Origin of the sequence: Candidatus Sulfotelmatobacter sp. (genome assembly GCA_035504415.1) — a bacterium.
Lineage (GTDB): Bacteria > Vulcanimicrobiota > Vulcanimicrobiia > Vulcanimicrobiales > Vulcanimicrobiaceae > Vulcanimicrobium.
Window position 1 is genome coordinate 42,382 of sequence record DATJRY010000013.1, and the last position, 18,700, is coordinate 61,081.

An 18,700-nucleotide genomic window follows, 5' to 3' on the forward strand; every position below is an offset into this window, starting at 1 on the left:
GATCGGAGCGCTTTGGAGCTCGTCGATTGATCGATGGTCATGCGGGCGTCCTCCACACTCGAACGGTTGCCATCATGATGCGCGAGGACGAAGGGGCGAACCACCGACAACCCGTTTGTCCGGGTCGTACGCACGCCGCGCCGCATACTTGAAACGATCGTTTCAAGTATGCTACCTTCGGAGCCCATGACCCGGACGGTCGACCTCGCCAACCGGTCCAAGCTGCTCGAGCGGGTCGCGGCCTATGTCCTCGACCACGGGCTGGCCGATCTCTCGCTGCGCCCGCTGGCCGAGGCCGTCGAGAGCAGCCCGCGCACGCTGCTCTACCACTTCGGGTCGAAGGAGCGGATCGTCGCGGCGGTGCTGCGCGGGATCCGAGAACGGCAACAGGCGCTGTTCGCGCGGCTGGGCGGCGAGCAGACCACGCCGGTGGCGATCTGCCGCGCGGCCTGGGCCTACATGAGCGACCCGGCGGTCGGGCCGGCCCTGCGGCTGTTCTTCGAAACCTACGCGCTGGCGCTGCGCGCGCCCGAGCGCTTTCCCGGCTTTCTCGAGGGCGCCGTCGAGGACTGGCTGCGGTTCCTCGCCGCGCCGCTGTTGGCCCAGGGCATGGAGCCGGCGCGGGCGCGCGCCTTCGCCACCGTCGTGCTCGGCGGTTACCGCGGCTTCATGCTCGACTACGCCGCGACCGGCGACGCCGAGCGCGTCGGCGCCGCCATCGATCTGTGGAGCGCCGCGCTCCACGCGCTCGAACCCGCACAGGAGAACGACGATGCTCACGCGCCGTAGCGCCGCCCTCACGTTCATCTTCGTCACCGTCCTGCTGGACATGATCGCGCTGGGGATCATCATCCCGGTCTTCCAGCCGCTCTTGTTGAGCTTCACCCACGGCGACTACACGAGCGCGTCGATCGCCAGCGGCGCCTTCTCGGTGCTGTTCGCGCTGGTGCAGTTCTTCGCATCGCCGATCTTGGGGACGCTCTCGGATCGCGTCGGCCGCCGCCCGGTGGTGCTGCTCTCGAATCTCGGCACCAGCCTGGACTACGTGATCCTCGCGGTCGCGCCGAACCTGGGCTGGCTGCTGGTCAGCCGCGTGCTGGCGGGCGGGACGACGGCCAGCATCGCCGTCGCAAGCGCCTACATCGCCGACGTCACGCCCGAGGACAAACGCGCCGGCGCATACGGCATGCTCTCGGCGGCGTTCGGTGCCGGCTTCGTGATCGGTCCCGCCATCGGCGGCCTGCTCGGCGCGCACGGTCTGCGGCTGCCCTTCTGGGTCGCCGCCGTGCTGAGCCTGATCAACTTCGTCTACGGCCTGCTGGTACTGCCCGAGTCGCTCGCCCCCGAACATCGCAGCGCGTTCTCGTGGGCGCGCGCCAACCCGCTCGGCTCGCTCAAGCTGCTGCGCCGCCACGCCGAGCTGGCCGGCCTCTCGCTGGCGAACCTGTTCGGCTTCGTCGCGCACGAAGCGCTGCCGCAGCTGTTCGTGCTCTACGCGCTCTATTCGTACGGCTGGACGCAGAGCACCATCGGGCTCTCGCTGGCGGTGGTCGGCGTGTTGACGATCGTGATCTCGGCGCTGGTCGTGCAGCGCGTGGTCAACCGGTTCGGCGAGCGCCGCGCGGTCGTGATCGGGCTGTTCCTCGGGGCGCTCGGCTACGCGCTCTTCGCCGGCAACCAGATCGTGTTCTGGGCCGGCATCGTGATCAGCATGTTCTGGACGGTCGGCACGTCGGCGTCGCAAGCGCTGATGACGCGCCGGGTGGAAAAGCACGAGCAGGGCGAGCTGCAAGGTGCGATCAACCTGCTGCGCAGCGCCGGGACGCTGGTCGGACCGCTGCTGTTCGCCGGCATCTTCTCGTACTCGGTCAGCGGCGCGCACGGGTGGAAAGCACCCGGCGCCGCCTGGTTCGCCGGCAGCGCCCTGCTGCTGATCTCGCTCGTCATCGCCTGGCGGGTGACGACCGCCGACGACGACGTGCGCGCGATCGTCGACACCGCCGCGGCGCTCGAGTCCTCACTCCCCGCCGAGACGCCGCTGGTGGACTAGCGCGGCGTCATTTCTCTTGCAGGAAGTTCTTGAGCTTCTCGAGCGCTTTTTGCTGCAGGCGGGAGACGTGCATCTGCGAGACGTTGAGGCGCTTGGCGATCTCGGTCTGCGAGACGCTCTCGTAGAACCGCAGGTATAGGATCACGCGTTCGCGGCCGGTCAGGACCTGGAAGGCGCGTTCGAGGTTGGCGCGGTCTTCGAGCAGCTCGAGCCCGGCGTCGTTCTGACCGACGTAGTCCGCCAGCGTCTGCGACTTCTTGTCGCCCTCGCCGTTGAGCTCGGTGTCGAGCGAGAGCAGGTTGTAGGCTTGCCCGAGCTCCTGCGCTTCGAGGATGTCTTCCTCGGAGGCACCCAGGTGCGAGGCCAGCTCGGCGACGGTCGGCGAGTGGCCGAGCTTCACCGTCAGCTTCTCGATCGCGCGGTTGACGCTCAGGTTGAGCTCTTGCAGCCGGCGCGGCACCTTGACCGCCCAGCCCTTGTCGCGGAAATAGCGCTTGATCTCGCCGACGATGGTGGGCGTCGCGTAGGTGGTGAACTCGACGCCGCGCTCGAGGTCGAACCGATCGATCGCTTTGAGCAAGCCGACGGTGCCGACTTGAATCAGGTCGTCGAGCGCCTCGCCGCGATTGGCGAATTTGACCGCCAGGTAGCGGACCAAGTTGAGGTGCGCGACGACGAGCTCGTTGCGCAGCCGGTCGAACTCGTCCACGCCGGTCGAGTCGGGGCCGCTGTCGAGGCTACGGTCGGCGCGGAGCTCGGCGAACCGCGCGAACGCTTTGCGTGCCCGGTTGCGGTCCCAGCGCTCCTCGTCGACGTGTGGGGCCGATGAAGACATCTGCTAGGCGAGAACGCGCTTCGTCATGATGAGTTCCGTTCCGCGCCCGTTGTCGGCCGTGTATTCCACGGAATCCATGAGCGCTCGGATCAGGAACACGCCCAGCTCTTCGGTCCGTCCTTCGGTCAAGCTTTGGGCGCGCGCTCCCTCGAGCTTGTGGCCGGTCGAGTGGTCGCGGACGACCACGCGCAGCTCGTCGTCGAGGGCGTCGCAGACGATCTCGATCACGCCGGCGTCGACGCCGCCCGCGCTCTGGATCGAGTTCGTGCAGGCCTCGGCGATGGCGAGCTTGATGTCCTCGATCTCGTCGACCGAGAACCGCAGCCGGCTGGCGACCGCGGCGACCGCGAGCCGCGCGACGGCGACCCACTCGGCGCGACCGGGAATCTTGACCTCGACGGTACCGTGCGAGGTGCGTTCGGCGGACTGTGCGATCGGGCTCACACCAGCGCCTTCATGGCGCTCTGCTCGTCGTCGAAGATCCCGAAGATCTTGACCAGCCCGGTGATGTCGAAGATCTTCTTGATCTGCGGGTTGGTGCAGACCAGATTGACCGAACCGCCGTGCTCGCGCACGCGCTTGAGGCCGCCGATGAGCACGCCCAAGCCGGTCGAGTCGATGTAACGCACCTTCTCGAGGTTGATGACCAGGTTGTAGTGCTCTTGGTCGATCAGCTCGGTGATCGCGTCCTTCACCTTCGGCGACGTGTACACATCGATCTCGCCGGTCAGGTCGACGACGTACGCGTCTCCCTCCGACTCCCGAACGTTGACTTTGATATCCACCTTGTCTCCTAGCTTTCGTTCTCGAGGGTGCTGCGTTGCCGCGCGGCGGCATCCTTGCCTTCGGCGATGGCGTCGTCCAGGCGCGCCCGCGCGTCGGCGACGATCTTGCGGCCGCGCGCCAACAGGTCGTTCGCGTCTTCCGCGACATCGCGCGCGCGCTCGCCCGCTTCGCGCGCTTTGGCGACCATCAGGTCGCGGGTGTCTTCGCCGGTCTGCGGCGCGAGGATCATCGCGAGCGTCGCGCCGGCCAGCGCGCCGATGGCCAAGCCGGTCACGAAACCGGCACCGCCGCGATCAGCCATGATACGCCGACTCCGTTTCCCCGTGAGCAGGCGGGGCCGGCGGACCGGAGCGCCCGCCCAGGACGAGGCGGCGAAGGCCGGCCGTGAGGCCCGCCAAGATCGCCCCGAGGTTGACCACGGCGGGGGCGACGGCGTCCGATGCGAGCTTGGCCGTGCTGCCCACCCCGTCCGCGACGATTTCGAGCGTCCCCACCACCGTGCCGAGCTTGGCGACGGCGGCGTCGGCGCTGTCGGCGATCCCGCCGACGTGGCCGAGCGTCTCGACCACGGGGGTAGAGAGCGCGCCGATCTGACGGTCGAGCTCATCGAGCGTGCCGCTCATCCGCCGGACGAGCCGCGCCAGGGCGAGGCATACCACCAGGATACCGATCCCGACCAACAGCACGCCGATGCCGACAAGGACGTCGCGAATCAACGCGCCGTCGAGCCCCGAAGTCAAAACCATTCCTCCGCGTGCTCATGCGAGCCACGGTTGGTCGTTTCCCACATTTGGCACCCGTTACACGGCAAGAGGGGTCCGAACCCCTACTAGGAGAGCTGGCAACCGGGCCAACACCGTCTCGATCTCCTCGGCGGTGGTCGTCCGACCGAGCGAAAACCGGATCACCCCCAGCCGGAAGCGCGGGTCGAGTCCCAGCGCCAGGGCGACGTGGCTGGGTTCGAGCGATCCGGCGGCGCAGGCGCTGCCGGCCGAAGCCGCGATCCCCTCGAGGTCCAGCCGGATCAAGAGCGCGTCGCCCGGCGCGTCGGCGAAGGCCGCGGAGAGGATCGAGGGCAGCCGCGGCGCGCCGGTGCCGTTGACCCGCACGTCCGGGATCGTGGCCAGCACCCCGGCTTCCAGCCGATCGCGCAGCGCGGCGACCCGCTCGGCGACGGCGGGCCGCTCGGCCTCGGCGAGCGCCAGCGCCGCGGCGAAACCGGCGATGCCGGCGACGTTCTCGGTCCCCGACCGCAAGCCGTGCTCTTGGCCGCCGCCCACGATCTGCGCCTCGACCGGCGTCCCGCCGCGCACATACAGGACGCCGACGCCCTTGGGGCCGTTGAACTTGTGGGCGGAGAGCGAGAGCAGGTCGACGCCCAGCGCGCCGGCGTCGAGCGGCAGCCATCCCGCGGCCTGCACGGCGTCGGTGTGGAAGCGCACGCCGCGCGCGCGCGCCAGCGCCGCCAACTCCGCGATCGGCTCGATCACGCCCAGCTCGTTGTTGGCGAGCATGATGCTGGCGACCGTCGTCCGGTCGGTCAGCGCCGCCGCGAAGGCCGCCGGATCGACCAGCCCGCGCGCGTCGACGGGCAGCCGCGTGACCGTCCAGCCGTCGCGCTCGAGCACGTCGACGGCGTGCAGCACCGCGTGGTGCTCGATCGCCGAGGTGACCACGTGCCGGCCGCGCTCGCGCAGGGCACGCGCGGTGCCGACGATCGCGAGCACGTCGGCCTCGGAGCCGCCGCCGGTGAACACGATCTCGCGCGGCGCCGCGCCGAGGATGCGCGCGACGGTCGCGCGCGCCTCGTCGACGACCGCGCGCGCGGCGCGTCCTTCGGCGTGCAGCGAGCTCGGGTTGTAGCCGCCGCCCAACAGCGGCGTCATCGTCGCAACGACCTCCGGCCGGACCGTCGTCGTCGCCGCGTTGTCGAGATAGATGCGCGTCACGCTACTCTTCCTCGTCGTCCTCGCCGAACGGGTCGTCCTCGGCCGCCGCGTGCGCGCTGCCCCGGCGCGCGTCGATCCAGGCACGCAGCCGCGCTTCGGCGCCTTGGCTGCCCGGATCGAAGTAGTGCCGGCCTTCGAGCGCCTCGGGCAGGTTCGACTGCAGCGCGATCGCCGGCGGCAGATCGCCTTCGGCCTGCATCGCGGCGTAGTCGTCGTGCGCGTAGCGATAGCCTTCGCCGTAACCGAGCTGCTTCATCAAACGGGTCGGCGCGTTGCGCAGGTGCAGCGGAACCGGATCGTTGCGCGAAGACTGCACGTCGGCCTCGGCGGCGCCGAAGGCGCGCCCGACCGTGTTCGACTTGGGCGCGGTCGCCAGGTACAGCGTCGCCTGCGCCAGCGGAAACTTCGCCTCGGGCAAGCCGATGAAGTGCGCGGCCTGCTGCGCGGCCACGGCCACCGCCAGCGCCTGCGGGTCGGCCAAGCCGATGTCCTCGCTGGCCAGGATGACCAGCCGGCGCGCGATGAACCCGATGTCCTCGCCGGAGTCGATCATGCGCATCAGCCAGTAGACGGCCGCGTCGGGATCGCTGCCCCGCACGGTCTTGATGAAGGCGCTGATCGTGTCGTAGTGCGCATCGCCGCCCTTGTCGTAGCTGAGCGCGCGGCGCTGCAGCGCGTCGGCGACGGTCTGCTCGTCGATCTCGCGCACGTCCTCGGCGTTGCGCGGCGGGGCCGACGCCGCGAACTCGAGCGTGTTGAGGGCGATGCGCGCGTCGCCGTTGGCCAGGTTGACCAGCGCGTCGAGCGCGGCCGGCGTGATCGCGACGTGCTGCTTGCCCAAGCCGCGCTCTTCGTCGTGCAGCGCGCGCTCGATCAGGGCGCGGATGTCGTCGTCGCCCAGCGCGCGCAGCACGAACACCCGCGAGCGCGAGAGCAGCGCCGAGTTGACCTCGAACGAGGGGTTCTCAGTGGTGGCGCCGATCAGCGTGACGGTGCCGTCCTCGACGTACGGCAGCACCGCGTCTTGCTGCGCCTTGTTGAAGCGGTGGATCTCGTCGATGAACAGCACGGTGCGCTTGCCGGCCGCGCGCAGCTTCTGCGCGTCGGCGACGACGCGCCGCAAGTCGGCGACGCCGGCGCTGACGGCCGAGAGCGCGGCGAAGTGCGCGCCGGTGGTGTGCGCGATGATCTGCGCGAGGGTCGTCTTGCCGGTCCCCGGCGGCCCCCACAGGATCATCGAGGGAATCTGGTCGCTCTCGATCGCGCGGCGCAGCGCGCGCCCCGACCCAACGACCTGTTCCTGGCCGACGAACTCGTCGAGCGTGCGCGGCCGCATCCGCGCCGCGAGCGGCTGACGAACCGTCCTCCCGCCGGATTCGCCGGCGTCGAACAGTCCCAGCATCACGCTCAGAAGGGGAAGTGCTTCTTTTTCTTCTTGGGCGCCGGTGTGGCGGCCGAAGGCGCGTGCGTCGGTACCGGCTGCCGGATGATCAGCGGTGCGCCGGTGACGTCGACGTCCTTGGTGTTGAGGTTGTAGTTGACGTCCTTGGCCGAGAGCGACGAGTCGCCGTCGTGCAGGACGACCGCGCCTTCGAGGTGCAGCAGCCCGGTGCCGCGATCGAGGATCCCCTTGTCGGCGACGCCGTTGCGCGAGCCTTGCTTGAAGTGCACGTGGCCGATCGCGGTGTAGAGCTTCGCCTTCGAGTCGATCTGCAGCTCGTCGCAGGTCAGCGTGGCCGGACCGTTGCCGTGATAAGCGTGCTCCGAGCCCGCCTCGGGTGCGTCGCCGCTGTCGTGCACGACCACGTTGCCGGTCAGGATCGCGGTGCCTTGCTTCGAGTTCCCCTTCGCCTTGTCGCTGGTCGCGTCGGTGCCGGGCCGGAAGAACTTCACCCGATGCGGCATGGTGAACTCGCCGGTGTTGAAGTTCCAGTGCGTCTCGTCGGTCTCGATCTTGTAGTCGCTGGTCGTCAGTCCCGACGCGCCGGCGTCGCCGAGTCCCGCCGACGTGCTCTGCGCCGCGGGTGAAGGATTGGGCGAAGGCGCCGGCTTCGTCGAGGGCGCGGGCGAGGCCGCGAGCACGAGCAGCCCGCCGACCAGTGCGAGGGTCGACAGGCAGGCTGAGCGTCGGAGCGAGGTGCCCGGGGGCATCATTCCACTAGTACCGGCGATGCGCGAAAAACGTTCCGTCAGCCGTGCGAGTTGCCGCTGAAACCGACCCGCTGGCCGGTCCCGATCGCGACGCACGACATCGGATCCTCGGCCACGATGACGGGAATGCCGGTGACCTCACCGAGCAGCGTGTCGAGGCCGCGCAGCAGCGCTCCGCCGCCGGTCAGGATGACGCCGCGGTCGATGATGTCGGCGGCCAGCTCCGGCGGCGTCTTCTCGAGTACGGCCTTGACCGCTTCGACGATCGCCTGCACCGGCTCGGAGAGCGCTTCGCGCACTTCTTCCGAGGTGATCTTCACCGTCTTGGGCAGTCCGTTGATGAGATCGCGCCCGCGAATCTCCATCGCCAGCTCTTGATCGAGCCGATAGGCGGAGCCGATCTTGATCTTGATCTCCTCGGCGGTGCGCTCGCCGATCATCAGGTTGTAGACGCGGCGGATGTGGCGGATGATCGCCTCGTCGAGCTTGTTGCCCGCGACGCGGATCGACTGCGAGACGACGATGCCGCCCAGCGAGATCACCGCGACGTCGGTCGTGCCGCCGCCGATGTCGACGACCATGTTGCCCGAGGGTCCGTCGATCGGCAGACCCGCGCCGATCGCGGCCGCCATCGGCTCTTCGATGATGTCGACCGACTTGGCGCCGGCCAGCTTGGCGGCGTCGCGCACCGCGCGCTCTTCGACCGAGGTGATCTCGGCGGGCACGCAGATGACGACCGAGGGCTTGGGACGGAACAGCATGGAGAGAAAGGAGCGCTGCCGCGTGACCTTCTTGATGAAGTAGCCGAGCATGGCTTCGGTGACTTCGAAGTCGGCGATGACGCCGTCGCGCAGCGGACGGATGGCCTGGATGTTGCTCGGTGTCTTGCCGAGCATCTGCCGCGCCTCCTCACCGACTGCGAGCGTCTTGTTGGTGCGCACGTCTTTGGCGACGACGGACGGCTCCCGTAAGACGATGCCTTTCCCCTTGACGTAGACGAGGACGTTGGCGGTACCCAGATCGATCCCGATGTCGATGACACGAACTCCCGGACTGCACCGGCCGCACACACGCGGTCCGGCGTCGTTTGATTACAATGAAGCGGCCTCCGGGCTTTCGGCCCCGGCCTGGGGATTCCTCAGCGGCGACGCCTAGAGGAAGCGAGCGGCTGGCGAATTCGGCGTCAGACGCTGGGGTATTCGGCGGTCTCGAAGACGCCGGCGGGCTCGGCGAAGGGGATGATGCCGCTGGCGCGCTGGACCTGGCCGCCCAACGACGAGAGCATCTCCTCGAGCCGCTCGTAGCCGCGGTCGATGTACTCCAGACCGATGATCTCGGTCTCGCCCAAGCCGGCTAGGCCCGCCAGCACCAGCGCGGCGCCGGCGCGGATGTCGGGCGCTTCGACCGGCGCGCCGGAGAGCTGGTTCACGCCTTTGACCAGCGCGGTGTTGTTGTCCATCGCGACGCGCACGTCGGCGCCCATGCGCACCAGCTCGTTGACGTACGAGAAGCGCGCGTTGAAGATCGACTCCTCGACGACGCTCACGCCGGGCGTCGTGCACAGGAAGGTCAGCATCTGCGGCTGCAGGTCGGTCGGGAAGCCAGGATGCGGCGCGGTGACGACGTCGGTCCCGCCTTTGATCTTGGTTCCCTGCGCGCGCACCCAGTCGTCGCCCGAGGTGACGGTCACGCCGCACTCGCCCAGCGCGAACTGCAGCGCGGCCAGATCGTCGGGCTTGGTCTGACGCACGGTGACGTCGCCGCGGGTGATCGCGCCGGCCAACAGCAGCGTGCCGGTCGTGATGCGGTCGGGGATGATCTCGTACTCGACGCCGTGCAGCTCGCGCACGCCGGTGATGCGCAGCGTGTCGCCGCCGGCGCCGTGGATCTTGGCGCCCATCGCGATCAGGAAGTTGGCCAGGTCGACGACCTCGGGCTCCATCGCCGCGTTGCGCACGATCGTGTCGCCGTCGGCCGTGACCGCCGCCAGCATCGCGTTCTTGGTCGCGCCGACGGACGGCATGCGGAACTCGATCTCGCCGCCGCGCAGCCGTCCGCCGCGCGCGCTGGCGATCAGGTAGCCGTGGGCGACCGAGACCTCGGCGTCGAGCGCGCGGAAGGCCTGCTCGTGCAAGTCGGTCGCGCGCGTCCCCAAGACGCAGCCGCCGGGCAGCGGTACCTCGGCGCGGCCGAAGCGCCCCAGCAGCGGCCCGCACAAGTCGAACGAGGCGGCCAGCTTGCGGACCAGCGTGTAGGGGGCGCGGAACTTGTTGACGTTCGAGGCGTCGATCGTCAGCGTGTTGCGCTGCTCCATCGAGAGCCGCGCACCCAGCGCCTCGAGCAGCGACCACATCACCGAGACGTCGGTGATGCGCGGCACGCGGTGCAGGGTGACCTTCCCGCGCGCCAACAGCGCCGCGGCCATGATCGGCAGCGCCGCGTTCTTGGCGCCTTGCACCTCGACGCTGCCTTCGAGCCGGGCGCCGCCGACGACGCGCAGGGTGGTATCGAGACGATCGAGCACGTTCATGCGACACTCCATCCGACGAGGGGAACCAAGGCGAGGGTTTCGCCCTCGTGGAGTCCGCCGGTGAACGTGGCCTGTAAACCGCCGTCGATCCCGACGCCGATCTGGACGGTGAAGGCCCGCGTCCCGCCGACTTCGCGCAGCCGCGCGCGCGCACTCTCCGCCTTACCCGCGTAGCAGCCGCCGTCGACGTCCGCGAACCGGATGCTGCCGTCGGCGTAGAAGCCGAAGACGAACGCGTCGGCGCCGGTCCCGCGGGCCAGCTGCGCGGTCGGGTCGGCCGCCTCGGCGATGAAGCCCGGCACCCGGTCGGGCGCGGCGGTGGACGCGGCCGGCACGGATTCCTCGGCGACCGGTTCCGGCGTCCCCGGGCGTTCCGGCGGCGGTCCGAACAAGGGCACGTTCGGCGGAGGCGGGGGCGCCGGCACGGGGCTCGGCGCCGGCGGCGGCGGTTCGGGGCCGGCGCTCGCCTCGGGCGGCGGCGACGGGGGCGTCTCGTCGGCAACGTGCGGCGCGCGCGCACGCGCGGGCACGCCCGAACGTCCGATGGCGTACACCACCAGCACCAGCACCGCCAACGGGAGGCACGCTGCGAGGATCCAGACCCACGGCGGTATGCGGCGCTTCATCCGCTGACCGGATTCGTCGTCGTCCCCGATGGTTCTTCGGGCTTCTCGGCGTAGACGGCCAAGCCTAGCGCCACCTTGCGAAGGGGGAAACGACGACCGTGCAACGCAGCATCATCGCACCCGCCGAGCGCGTCACCAACCTGCGATGGGGCATCGGGCTCCTGCTCGGTTTCGGCGTTCTGGTCAATTACATCGACCGCAGCGCGCTCAGCGTCGCGCAGCCGTCGTTGCAGACCGACCTCGGATTGACCAAGGCCGACTTCGGCTTGCTCAGCGGTGCATTCTTCTGGATCTACGCGCTGGCGCAGGTTCCGATCGGATATCTGCTCGACCGGTTCGGCGTCAAGAACCTCTCGCGGATCGGCGCGTTCTTGTGGAGCTGCGCGTCGGTGCTGACCGCGATCGCGCCCAACTTCGGTTCGATCTTCGCCGCGCGCTCGTTCCTGGGTATCGCCGAAGCGCCGACCTTCCCCGCCAACGCGAAGGCCGTCGGCTATTGGTTCCCGCGCAGCGAGCGGGGTCTGGCGACCTCGCTGTTCGACGCCGCGGCGAAGCTCTCGAGCGGCATCGGCGTCTTGTTCGCCGCGTACCTGCTGGTGCGGTTCGGCTGGCGCGGGATGTTCTGGTCGACCGCGATCCTCAGCTTCGTCTTCTTCCTGCTGTTCTACGTCTTCTACCGCAACCCGAGCGAAGACAAGCGGCTCACGCACGCCGAGGCGGAGTACATTCGCGAAGGCGGCGGCGAGCCGGAGAATCCGCCGACGACCGCCGCCGGCAAGCCGGCCAGTCTCGCATACTTGCTGGCGCAGCCGAAGGTGTGGGGGCTGACGATCGGCTTCACCGCGTACGACTATCTGTTCGGCTTCCTGCTGACGTGGCTGCCCGGCTATCTGACCTCGACGTTCAAGGTCAACATCATCAGCGCGGGCCTGGACGCGCTGCTGGTGTGGGGAACGGCGACGCTGACCGACCTGATCGTCGGCGGCTGGCTCGTCGACTATCTGATTCAGCGCGGCTACGATGCGAACCGCGTGCGCAAGACCGTGCTGATCGCCGGACTCATCATCGGCTTCGCCGTCATCGGCGCGGCCTACACGACCGACATCCGCGTCGCGCTGTTCTGGATCACCTTGGCGACCGCCGGCATCGCGTTCCACGCGCCGGTCGCGTGGTCGATGCCGGGCCTGATCGCGCCGCGCAACTCGACCGGCCAGGTCGGGGGCATCATGAACCTGTTCGGCAACCTGGGCAGCTTCGCGGCGCCGGTCGCGACCGGGTTCATCGTGCAGGCGACGGGCTCGTTCAGCATCGCGCTGGTGACCGCCGCCGTCATCCTGATCGTCGGCATCGCCTCGTACGTCTGGCTGCTGGGCCGCATCGAACCGATCCCCGAGCCCGCATAGTCGATGCGCGCCTCGCCGCCCGCGGTCGTCGGGATCGACCTGGGCACCTCCGCGGTGAAGGTTCTCGCCGTCACCGCGGAGGGCAAAGAGGTCGCGAGCGGCTCGGAGTTCTACGGGCTCGAAGCGCCGCAGCCCGACTTCGTCGAGCAGGACGCCGACACGGTCTATCGCGCGACGATGCGCGTGCTGGCGCGCGTGCTGGCCGACGTGCGCATGCGCGGCAACGAGGTCGCCGCCATCGGCTTCTCGAGCGCGATGCACGGCGTGCTGTGCGTCGACGAGGGCGGCGAGCCGATCTCGCGCGCGATCACCTGGCTCGACCGGCGCGCGCACGCGATCGCCGACGCGTGGCGCGCCGACGGTACGGCGGCCGCGCTCTACGCGCGCACCGGCGCGCCGATGCACCCGATGCTCCCCATCGCCAAGCTCCGTTGGCTGGCCGAGCACGATCCGCAGCTGGTCGCGCGCACGCGCCGCTTCGTCGGACTCAAGGAGCTGGTCGTCTTTCGCTGGACCGGCGAGTGGCTGGTCGACCACGGCATCGCCTCGGCGACCGGGATGTTCGACGCGCGTGCTCGCGGGTGGGATCCGCCGGCGCTGGCGCTCGCGCACGTCGACGCCGACCACCTCTCGACGCCCGCGCCGCCGTCGACGGCGCTGCGCGCGTTTCGGCCCACCGTCGCGCGCGAGCTGGGCTTGGGCGGTGACGCCGCCGTCGTGCTGGCGTCGGCCGACGGACCGCTGGCGAACATCGGCGTGGGCGCCTACGGGGCGGGCAACGTCGCGCTCACGCTCGGCACGTCGGGCGCCGTGCGCGTGCTGGCCGACCAGCCGCTGCTGGACGCGCAGGGGCGCACCTTCTGCTACTGCGCCGACGACACGCGCTACGTCGTCGGCGGTCCGACCAGCGCGGCGGGCGCATCGCTCGACTGGATCTTCGCGCTGCTGCTGGCCGAGGTCGCGAAGGACGAGCGGTTCGCGCACGCCGTCGAGCTGGCCGAACAGATCGCGCCGGGTGCCGGCGGCGTCACCGTGCTGCCGTTCTTCGGCGGCGAGCGCGCGCCGTATTGGAACAGCGAGCTGCGCGGCTCGTTCGAGGGGCTCGACCTCTCGCACGACCGCCGCGCGATCCTGCGCGCCGGATTCGAAGGCGTCGTCTACGGCGTCTACTCGGTCTATCAGGTGCTGCGCGAGCTGGTCGGCGCCGCGCAGCGGCTGCTGCTCAGCGGCGGGCTGACGAAAGCACCGCTGGTGCGTCACCTGCTGGCCGACGTGTTCGGCGTCGCGGCCGTGCAGCCGCATCAGCAAGAAGCCTCGGCGTTCGGCGCCGCGCTGCTGGCCGCGCAAGCGGTCGCGCTGATCGGCGACGCCGGCGCGACGGCGCGCGCGGTCGGCTACGACGAGCCGACCGCGCCGAACGCCGATCTGGCCGCGACGTACGCCGACGCGTTCGACCGCTACCATACCTTGGCAGCCACGCACCTGGAGCGGCTGGAACGTCAACACCGACCGTGAACACCAACGGCGCACGGGAGCGCGAAGCCTACGGCGTGATGGCGGTCCTCACGCTGATCTGGGCCTACAACTGGGTCGTCATCCGCATCGCCACCGCCGACGGCTCGCCGGTCTTCGTGGCCACCCTGCGCACGGCGATCGGCGCGACGTTCTTGCTGCTCATCCTGGCCGTGCGCCGGCAGGTGCGCCCGACGCCGTTCGTACCGACGCTGATCCTGGGCTTGTTGCAGACGGCCGCGTTCACGCTGCTGCAGACGGTCGCGGTCGCGCTCAGCGGCGCCGGCAAGGTCGCCGTGCTGGCGTACACGATGCCGTTTTGGGCGACGCTGATCGCCTGGCCCGTGCTGGGTGAGCAGATCGACCGTCTGCGCTGGTGCGCGCTGCTGCTGGCGGCGATCGGTCTGGGCTTCGTCGCCGCGCCGTTCAGCGCCGCCACGCTGCCCGGCGACGTGCTCGCGGTGCTGGCGGGACTGGCGTGGGGCGCGAGCGTCGTGTGGGCGCGGCGCATGCAGACCCGCCAGCGGATCGAGCTGCTGCCGCTGACGGCGTGGCAGACGGTGTGGGCGTTCGTTCCGATGCTCGTCATCGCGCTGTTCGTGCCGACGCACGTGCGCTGGACCGGCACGTTCTTGGGCGCGATGGCGTTCCTGGGGATCGCGCAAGGCGTGGCGTGGGCGATGTGGCTGTTCATCGTCGGCCGGTTGCCGGCCGGCGTCGCCGGTCTGGCCTCGCTCGCGACGCCGGTGCTCGGCGTGCTCTTCGCCGCGCTGCAGCTGCACGAGATCCCCTCGCGCGCCGAGATCTTCGGTTTGGCGCTGATCGTCGTCGCGCTGGCGCTCAACCTCCTGCCGGCGCTGGTGGGAACAGCGATGCGACGGCAGCCGTCGTGACGGCCGCGCGCACGGGCGTGAAGTCGCCGTTCGCGAGCGCGGTCGCGTCCGCGATCAGGTGCGCCATCGCGCTCTTGTAGAGCGCGCCGCCGACGCTGACGCGCCGCACGCCGGCCGCGCTCAGCTCGGCCAGCGACGGCGTCGACGCCCGTGGGCCGATCAGCACGTTGACGGGCTTGGGCGCGACCGCGCGCACCACCGCGACGATCGCGTCCATGTCGGGGAGTGCCGGCGCGTAGAGCACGTCGGCGCCGGCTTCGGCGAACGCGACCAGCCGGCGAATCGTGTCGTCGAGGTCGGGACGTCCGTTGAGATAGTTGTCGGTGCGCCCGGTCAGCACGATCCGGCCGCGCGCGGCGATCGCCGCGGCGCGCACGCGCGCGACCGCGTGGTCGAACTCGTGGATCGGGCGGCTCGGGTCGGCCGTCGTGTCCTCGATGCCGACGCCGCCCAATCCGGCCGCGATCGCGGCCTCGACCGTCGTCACGCAGTCGGCCGGGGCGGGTCCGTAACCGTCCTCGAGATCGCCGTTGACCGGCAGCCCGGAGACGCGCCCGAGCAGCACGCCGTTCTCGATCGCCTCGTCACGCGAGACCGCGTGGCGGCCGTCGGGGCGGCCGAGCGCCCAGGCAATGCCGAGCGACGTCGTGCCGAGCGCGAGAAAGCCCGCGCGCTGCAGCAGCAGCGCCGAGGCGCCGTCCCACGCGTTGGGCATGACGAAGGCGTCCCGGCCCTCGTGCAGCGACCGGAAGCGCTCGTACGCGGTCGTCGTCACCATCTCTCGACCCTCCACCCCACGCAACCCTGGCGAACCGCGAAGGGCTCCACGATTCGCGTGACCCATCTCTCGCCCATGCGAATGCTCGTCGTCGGTGCCGGCGCGGTCGGCGGCTACTTTGGTACGCTCTTGGCGCAAGCCGGCCGGGACGTTACCTTTCTGGTTCGGCCCCGTCGGGCCGAGGCGTTGCGCGCGTCGGGTCTGCAGATCGTCAGCCCGCACGGAAACCGCACGCTCCAGCCGCGGCTGATCACCAGCGCCGAGCTGCACGAACCGTACGACGTCGTGCTGTTCGCGGTCAAAGCGTTCGCGCTCGAGGACGCCATCGCCGACTTCGCGCCCGCGGTCGGCCCGCGGACGATCATCGTCCCGTTCCTCAACGGCATGCGCCACATGGACCTGCTCGACGCGCGCTTCGGGAAGCAGTCCGTGTTCGGCGGCGTGTGCTACGTCGCGACGACGCTCGACGACCAGGGACGCATCGTGCAGGTCGACCCCAACCTCCAGCAGCTGATCTACGGCGAGCGCGACGGCAGCACGTCGGCGCGCGCGGCCGCGCTCGACGCGCAGCTGCAAGGTGCCGGCTTCGAGGCGCGGCTCTCGACCGACATCATGCAAGAGATGTGGGAGAAGTGGCTGATCCTCGCCTCGCTCGGCGCGATCACGTGCCTGTTGCGCGGAAACGTCGGGCAGATCGAGGCCACGCCCGGCGGCGCCGCGCTGGCGCTGCGCCTGCTGGCCGAGACGACGGCGATCAACGGCGCGGCCGGCTATCCGCCGCGTGACGCCTATCTCGCCCGCGCCAAGGCCGTGCTGACCGAGGCCGGTGCGCCGCGCGCGACCTCGATGTACCGCGACCTGTGCGACGGCCGGCCGGTCGAGGTCGAGCAGATCCTGGGCGACCTGCTCGCACGCGGCCGCGGGTTCGGCCTGGACACGCCGCTGCTCGACGCCGCCACCACGCAGTTGCGCATCTACCAGCGCGGACACCAGAGCGCCTGATGCCGTTCGTCCAGATCCACACCAGCCGCCCGGTCGGCGCGCAGACGCGCGACGCACTCGGGCGCGCGCTGGCCGCGGCGTACGGCGAGCACATGCGGACGACGCAGCGCATCGTCAACGTCGGCTTCGTCCACTACGCGCCCGGCGAGCTGGTGCGTTACGACGCCGACGACGGCGGCTCGCGCGAGATGACGATCGTCACCTGCGCGGTGCGCGGCGGCCGCACGCCGGCGATGCTCGAAGCGCTCGGCCGCGCGATCACCGACGCCTGCGCCCGCGAGCTCGGCATCGACGCGGCGCGCGTCGCCGTCTATCTCGACGAACATCCGGCCCACACGATCTATCGCGACGGCGGCGTCGCTCCGGCCTGGTCGGCCGCCGAACGCGACGCCGCCGAGAGGAGCTGACATGCCGCTGGCCCGCATCGATCTCACCGCCGGAAAGCCGCCGGAGTATCGCGCCGCGCTCGGCGAGGTCGTCTACGATTCGATCGTGAGCACGCTCAACGCGCCCGAGCACGATCGCTTCCAGATCATCACCGAGCACCCGCCGGGTGGGATCGTCGCCGACCCCTCGTACTTGGGGATCGCGCGCTCACCCGATGTCGTGTTCGTCTCGGTGACGCTCAACCAAGGCCGCACGCTCGAGCAGAAGAAGGCGTTCTACGCGGCCGTCGCCGACGGGTTCAACGCGCGCGTCGGCCTGCGGCGCGAGGACGTCGTCATCTCGCTGGTCGAGGTCCCCAAAGAGAACTGGTCGTTCGGGAACGGGATCGCGCAGTACGCGACCTGACCCGCGCGCCCCTCAGCCGACCGCGTTGGTCAGCGTGCCGATCCCTTCGATCGCGATGCGCACCACGTCGCCGGGCCGCAAGAACTTGGGCGGCTTGAAGCCGATGCCGACGCCGGCCGGCGTTCCGGTCGCGATCACGTCGCCCGGGTAGAGCGTGATCCCGGCCGAGATCGTCTCGATGAGGGTCGGCACGTCGAAGATCAGGTCGCGCGTGTTGGCGCGCTGACGCAGCTGGTCGTTGACCCAGCAGCGCACCTCGAGGCTCGCCACGTCGACCTCGTCGGCGGTGACGATCCAGGGCCCCATCGGACAGAACGTGTCGAACGACTTGCCCAGGAACCACTGCTTGTGGCGCCCTTGCCAGTCGCGGGCGGTCACGTCGTTGACGATCGTATAGCCGAAGACGTGGTGCAGCGCGTCGGCCTTGCCGATCCCGCGGCCGCCGCGCCCGATCACCACCGCCAGCTCGGCTTCGTAGTCGAGCGCGTCGCTCACGCCGGCGGGGTAGCGGATCGGGATGCCGTCGCCGATGACCGACTCCGGCACCTTGGTGAAGATGATCGGCGCGTCCGGGACCAGCTCGCCGCCCGTCCCGACGCTGCTGTCGAAGCCGCTGCCGCCGAACTCGCGCGCGTGGTCGTAATAGTTCTTGCCCACGCACATGATGTTGCGCGCGGGCCGTGGGATCGGCGCCAGGAGCGCGCCGCCGGCCAACTCGACCGGCGCGCCGTCGGCCGCGAGCAGCGTTTCGCGCACCGCGTCGTAGCGCGCGATCAGCGCCAGCATGTCCGCCGGTGCGCGTTCGCCGACGAGCGCGGCGAGCGGGACGATCCCGCTGCCGTCGGGTTCGATGCGCCCGACGGCCGGCGCGCCGTCGAGCAGAAAGGTCGCGAGCTTCACGCCTTGCGCAACGCCTCGCCCCAGCGGGGCTCCCACTCGTTGCCCTGCATGTCGTGCGTGACGCCGTCGACGTCGAAGAACCGGTTGGGGATCTGGAAGATCGCGATGAAGGTCGCGCCGCGCGGCGTCCAGGCGGCGTGCCGGCTCCCCGGCGGGCGCCAGACGAACTCGCCCGGGCCGACCGCCAAGCCGGCCTCGGGGCCGTCCTTGTCGACCAGCGAACCTTCCAGCACGTACGTCTGCTCGATCATCACGTGCTCGTGGTCGGGCAGCACGGCGCCGGGATCCATCTTGATCAGCACCGTGGCCATGCCGGTGGTGGGATCGAACAACAGCGTCTTCCCGTTGACGCCGGGGAAGCGCGTCGGCTCCCACGGCAAGTCGTCGGCGCGGACGGTGCGCGAATCGTACGGTCCCAGCCCGTCGTGAGCGGTCGCGCGCGGGGTGAGGGCGGTCATGGCGGAGCCTTCGGGCGAGGGGCACCGGGGCCCGC

22 protein-coding genes are annotated in these 18,700 nt (G+C 70.3%); 8 read left to right on the top strand and 14 right to left on the bottom strand.

Annotated features, from left to right (window positions below):
* The first annotated feature begins 186 nt into the window (after nucleotides 1-186).
* Together VMD91_11375 and VMD91_11380 are read left to right on the top strand one after the other, a co-directional pair.
* Nucleotides 187-789, top strand: coding sequence for a TetR/AcrR family transcriptional regulator (locus VMD91_11375; protein ID HTW84660.1), 603 nt, complete (start codon nucleotides 187-189; stop codon nucleotides 787-789).
* Nucleotides 773-2,050: a TCR/Tet family MFS transporter gene (locus VMD91_11380; protein ID HTW84661.1), complete on the top strand. Its 1,278-nt coding sequence runs from the start codon at nucleotides 773-775 to the stop codon at nucleotides 2,048-2,050. The genes VMD91_11375 and VMD91_11380 overlap by 17 nt, the downstream gene beginning before the upstream one ends.
* 7 nt (nucleotides 2,051-2,057) lie before the next feature.
* On the opposite strand, the gene VMD91_11385 is transcribed toward VMD91_11380, so the two are convergent.
* The 11 genes from VMD91_11385 to VMD91_11435 form a co-directional block, all read right to left on the bottom strand.
* The gene (locus VMD91_11385; GenBank protein HTW84662.1) at nucleotides 2,058-2,885 is read right to left on the bottom strand and encodes a SigB/SigF/SigG family RNA polymerase sigma factor; all 828 of its coding nucleotides are present in this window, start codon (nucleotides 2,883-2,885) and stop codon (nucleotides 2,058-2,060) included.
* Nucleotides 2,886-2,888: 3 nt separating this feature from the next.
* Nucleotides 2,889-3,329, bottom strand: coding sequence for an ATP-binding protein (locus VMD91_11390; protein ID HTW84663.1), 441 nt, complete (start codon nucleotides 3,327-3,329; stop codon nucleotides 2,889-2,891).
* Nucleotides 3,326-3,670 carry an STAS domain-containing protein gene (locus VMD91_11395; protein ID HTW84664.1) on the bottom strand — a complete coding sequence of 115 codons (345 nt, stop codon included), beginning with the start codon at nucleotides 3,668-3,670 and terminating at the stop codon, nucleotides 3,326-3,328. The genes VMD91_11390 and VMD91_11395 overlap by 4 nt, the downstream gene beginning before the upstream one ends.
* A gap of 8 nt (nucleotides 3,671-3,678) precedes the next feature.
* The gene (locus VMD91_11400) at nucleotides 3,679-3,936 is read right to left on the bottom strand and encodes a YtxH domain-containing protein (GenBank protein ID HTW84665.1); all 258 of its coding nucleotides are present in this window, start codon (nucleotides 3,934-3,936) and stop codon (nucleotides 3,679-3,681) included.
* Between the two features lie 28 nt (nucleotides 3,937-3,964).
* Nucleotides 3,965-4,411 (bottom strand): DUF948 domain-containing protein, encoded by a 447-nt coding sequence (locus VMD91_11405; GenBank protein ID HTW84666.1) that lies wholly within the window; start codon nucleotides 4,409-4,411, stop codon nucleotides 3,965-3,967.
* 60 nt (nucleotides 4,412-4,471) lie between these two features.
* On the bottom strand, nucleotides 4,472-5,620 hold the full coding sequence (locus tag VMD91_11410) for a cysteine desulfurase family protein (protein ID HTW84667.1): 1,149 nt from the start codon (nucleotides 5,618-5,620) through the stop codon (nucleotides 4,472-4,474).
* A gap of 1 nt (nucleotide 5,621) precedes the next feature.
* Nucleotides 5,622-7,022: a replication-associated recombination protein A gene (locus VMD91_11415; protein HTW84668.1), complete on the bottom strand. Its 1,401-nt coding sequence runs from the start codon at nucleotides 7,020-7,022 to the stop codon at nucleotides 5,622-5,624.
* Nucleotides 7,023-7,027: 5 nt separating this feature from the next.
* Nucleotides 7,028-7,771 carry an LptA/OstA family protein gene (locus VMD91_11420; protein HTW84669.1) on the bottom strand — a complete coding sequence of 248 codons (744 nt, stop codon included), beginning with the start codon at nucleotides 7,769-7,771 and terminating at the stop codon, nucleotides 7,028-7,030.
* Nucleotides 7,772-7,809: 38 nt separating this feature from the next.
* Nucleotides 7,810-8,841, bottom strand: a complete 1,032-nt coding sequence (locus VMD91_11425) for a rod shape-determining protein (GenBank protein ID HTW84670.1) — start codon at nucleotides 8,839-8,841, stop codon at nucleotides 7,810-7,812.
* Between the two features lie 113 nt (nucleotides 8,842-8,954).
* Entirely contained in the window at nucleotides 8,955-10,301 is a 1,347-nt protein-coding gene (murA, locus tag VMD91_11430; GenBank protein HTW84671.1) for a UDP-N-acetylglucosamine 1-carboxyvinyltransferase, read from the bottom strand.
* Nucleotides 10,298-10,927, bottom strand: a complete 630-nt coding sequence (locus VMD91_11435) for a hypothetical protein (GenBank protein HTW84672.1) — start codon at nucleotides 10,925-10,927, stop codon at nucleotides 10,298-10,300. Before VMD91_11435 ends, murA begins: the two co-directional genes overlap by 4 nt.
* Nucleotides 10,928-11,025: 98 nt before the next feature.
* Between VMD91_11435 and VMD91_11440 the strand changes: the two genes are divergently transcribed.
* Genes VMD91_11440 through VMD91_11450 form a run of 3 tightly spaced genes read left to right on the top strand, consistent with a single transcriptional unit; the run spans nucleotide 11,026 to nucleotide 14,735 of the window.
* Nucleotides 11,026-12,330: an MFS transporter gene (locus VMD91_11440; protein HTW84673.1), complete on the top strand. Its 1,305-nt coding sequence runs from the start codon at nucleotides 11,026-11,028 to the stop codon at nucleotides 12,328-12,330.
* A 3-nt stretch (nucleotides 12,331-12,333) separates the two neighbouring features.
* On the top strand, nucleotides 12,334-13,845 hold the full coding sequence (locus VMD91_11445; GenBank protein ID HTW84674.1) for a gluconokinase: 1,512 nt from the start codon (nucleotides 12,334-12,336) through the stop codon (nucleotides 13,843-13,845).
* Entirely contained in the window at nucleotides 13,842-14,735 is an 894-nt protein-coding gene (locus VMD91_11450) for a DMT family transporter (protein HTW84675.1), read from the top strand. The genes VMD91_11445 and VMD91_11450 overlap by 4 nt, the downstream gene beginning before the upstream one ends.
* On the opposite strand, the gene VMD91_11455 is transcribed toward VMD91_11450, so the two are convergent.
* Nucleotides 14,683-15,510: an isocitrate lyase/phosphoenolpyruvate mutase family protein gene (locus VMD91_11455; GenBank protein HTW84676.1), complete on the bottom strand. Its 828-nt coding sequence runs from the start codon at nucleotides 15,508-15,510 to the stop codon at nucleotides 14,683-14,685. The two genes, VMD91_11450 and VMD91_11455, sit on opposite strands and share 53 nt — an antisense overlap.
* A 78-nt stretch (nucleotides 15,511-15,588) precedes the next feature.
* Between VMD91_11455 and panE the strand changes: the two genes are divergently transcribed.
* From panE to VMD91_11470, 3 genes are read left to right on the top strand one after another with little or no spacing between them, the layout of a single operon-like run.
* On the top strand, nucleotides 15,589-16,515 hold the full coding sequence (gene panE / locus VMD91_11460) for a 2-dehydropantoate 2-reductase (protein ID HTW84677.1): 927 nt from the start codon (nucleotides 15,589-15,591) through the stop codon (nucleotides 16,513-16,515).
* The gene (locus tag VMD91_11465; GenBank protein HTW84678.1) at nucleotides 16,515-16,922 is read left to right on the top strand and encodes a tautomerase family protein; all 408 of its coding nucleotides are present in this window, start codon (nucleotides 16,515-16,517) and stop codon (nucleotides 16,920-16,922) included. Before panE ends, VMD91_11465 begins: the two co-directional genes overlap by 1 nt.
* 1 nt (nucleotide 16,923) lies before the next feature.
* Nucleotides 16,924-17,307 (top strand): tautomerase family protein, encoded by a 384-nt coding sequence (locus VMD91_11470; protein ID HTW84679.1) that lies wholly within the window; start codon nucleotides 16,924-16,926, stop codon nucleotides 17,305-17,307.
* Nucleotides 17,308-17,319: 12 nt separating this feature from the next.
* Here the strand turns inward: VMD91_11470 and VMD91_11475 are convergent, their stop codons facing one another.
* Together VMD91_11475 and VMD91_11480 are read right to left on the bottom strand one after the other, a co-directional pair.
* The gene (locus VMD91_11475; protein ID HTW84680.1) at nucleotides 17,320-18,207 is read right to left on the bottom strand and encodes a fumarylacetoacetate hydrolase family protein; all 888 of its coding nucleotides are present in this window, start codon (nucleotides 18,205-18,207) and stop codon (nucleotides 17,320-17,322) included.
* Nucleotides 18,204-18,665 (bottom strand): cupin domain-containing protein, encoded by a 462-nt coding sequence (locus VMD91_11480; protein ID HTW84681.1) that lies wholly within the window; start codon nucleotides 18,663-18,665, stop codon nucleotides 18,204-18,206. Before VMD91_11480 ends, VMD91_11475 begins: the two co-directional genes overlap by 4 nt.
* Nucleotides 18,666-18,700 lie beyond the last annotated feature (35 nt).

Excerpts from the sequence above, each read along its gene's own strand:
- VMD91_11435 (HTW84672.1), bottom strand. The coding sequence starts at position 10,927 with ATGAAGCGCCGCATACCGCCGTGGGTCTGGATCCTCGCAGCGTGCCTC.
- VMD91_11465 (HTW84678.1), top strand. The coding sequence starts at position 16,515 with ATGCCGTTCGTCCAGATCCACACCAGCCGCCCGGTCGGCGCGCAGACG.
- VMD91_11415 (HTW84668.1), bottom strand. The coding sequence starts at position 7,022 with ATGCTGGGACTGTTCGACGCCGGCGAATCCGGCGGGAGGACGGTTCGT.
- VMD91_11470 (HTW84679.1), top strand. The coding sequence starts at position 16,924 with ATGCCGCTGGCCCGCATCGATCTCACCGCCGGAAAGCCGCCGGAGTAT.
- VMD91_11420 (HTW84669.1), bottom strand. The coding sequence starts at position 7,771 with ATGCCCCCGGGCACCTCGCTCCGACGCTCAGCCTGCCTGTCGACCCTC.
- VMD91_11385 (HTW84662.1), bottom strand. The coding sequence starts at position 2,885 with ATGTCTTCATCGGCCCCACACGTCGACGAGGAGCGCTGGGACCGCAAC.
- VMD91_11380 (HTW84661.1), top strand. The coding sequence starts at position 773 with ATGCTCACGCGCCGTAGCGCCGCCCTCACGTTCATCTTCGTCACCGTC.
- VMD91_11480 (HTW84681.1), bottom strand. The coding sequence starts at position 18,665 with ATGACCGCCCTCACCCCGCGCGCGACCGCTCACGACGGGCTGGGACCG.
- VMD91_11375 (HTW84660.1), top strand. The coding sequence starts at position 187 with ATGACCCGGACGGTCGACCTCGCCAACCGGTCCAAGCTGCTCGAGCGG.
- murA (HTW84671.1), bottom strand. The coding sequence starts at position 10,301 with ATGAACGTGCTCGATCGTCTCGATACCACCCTGCGCGTCGTCGGCGGC.
- VMD91_11445 (HTW84674.1), top strand. The coding sequence starts at position 12,334 with ATGCGCGCCTCGCCGCCCGCGGTCGTCGGGATCGACCTGGGCACCTCC.
- panE (HTW84677.1), top strand. The coding sequence starts at position 15,589 with ATGCGAATGCTCGTCGTCGGTGCCGGCGCGGTCGGCGGCTACTTTGGT.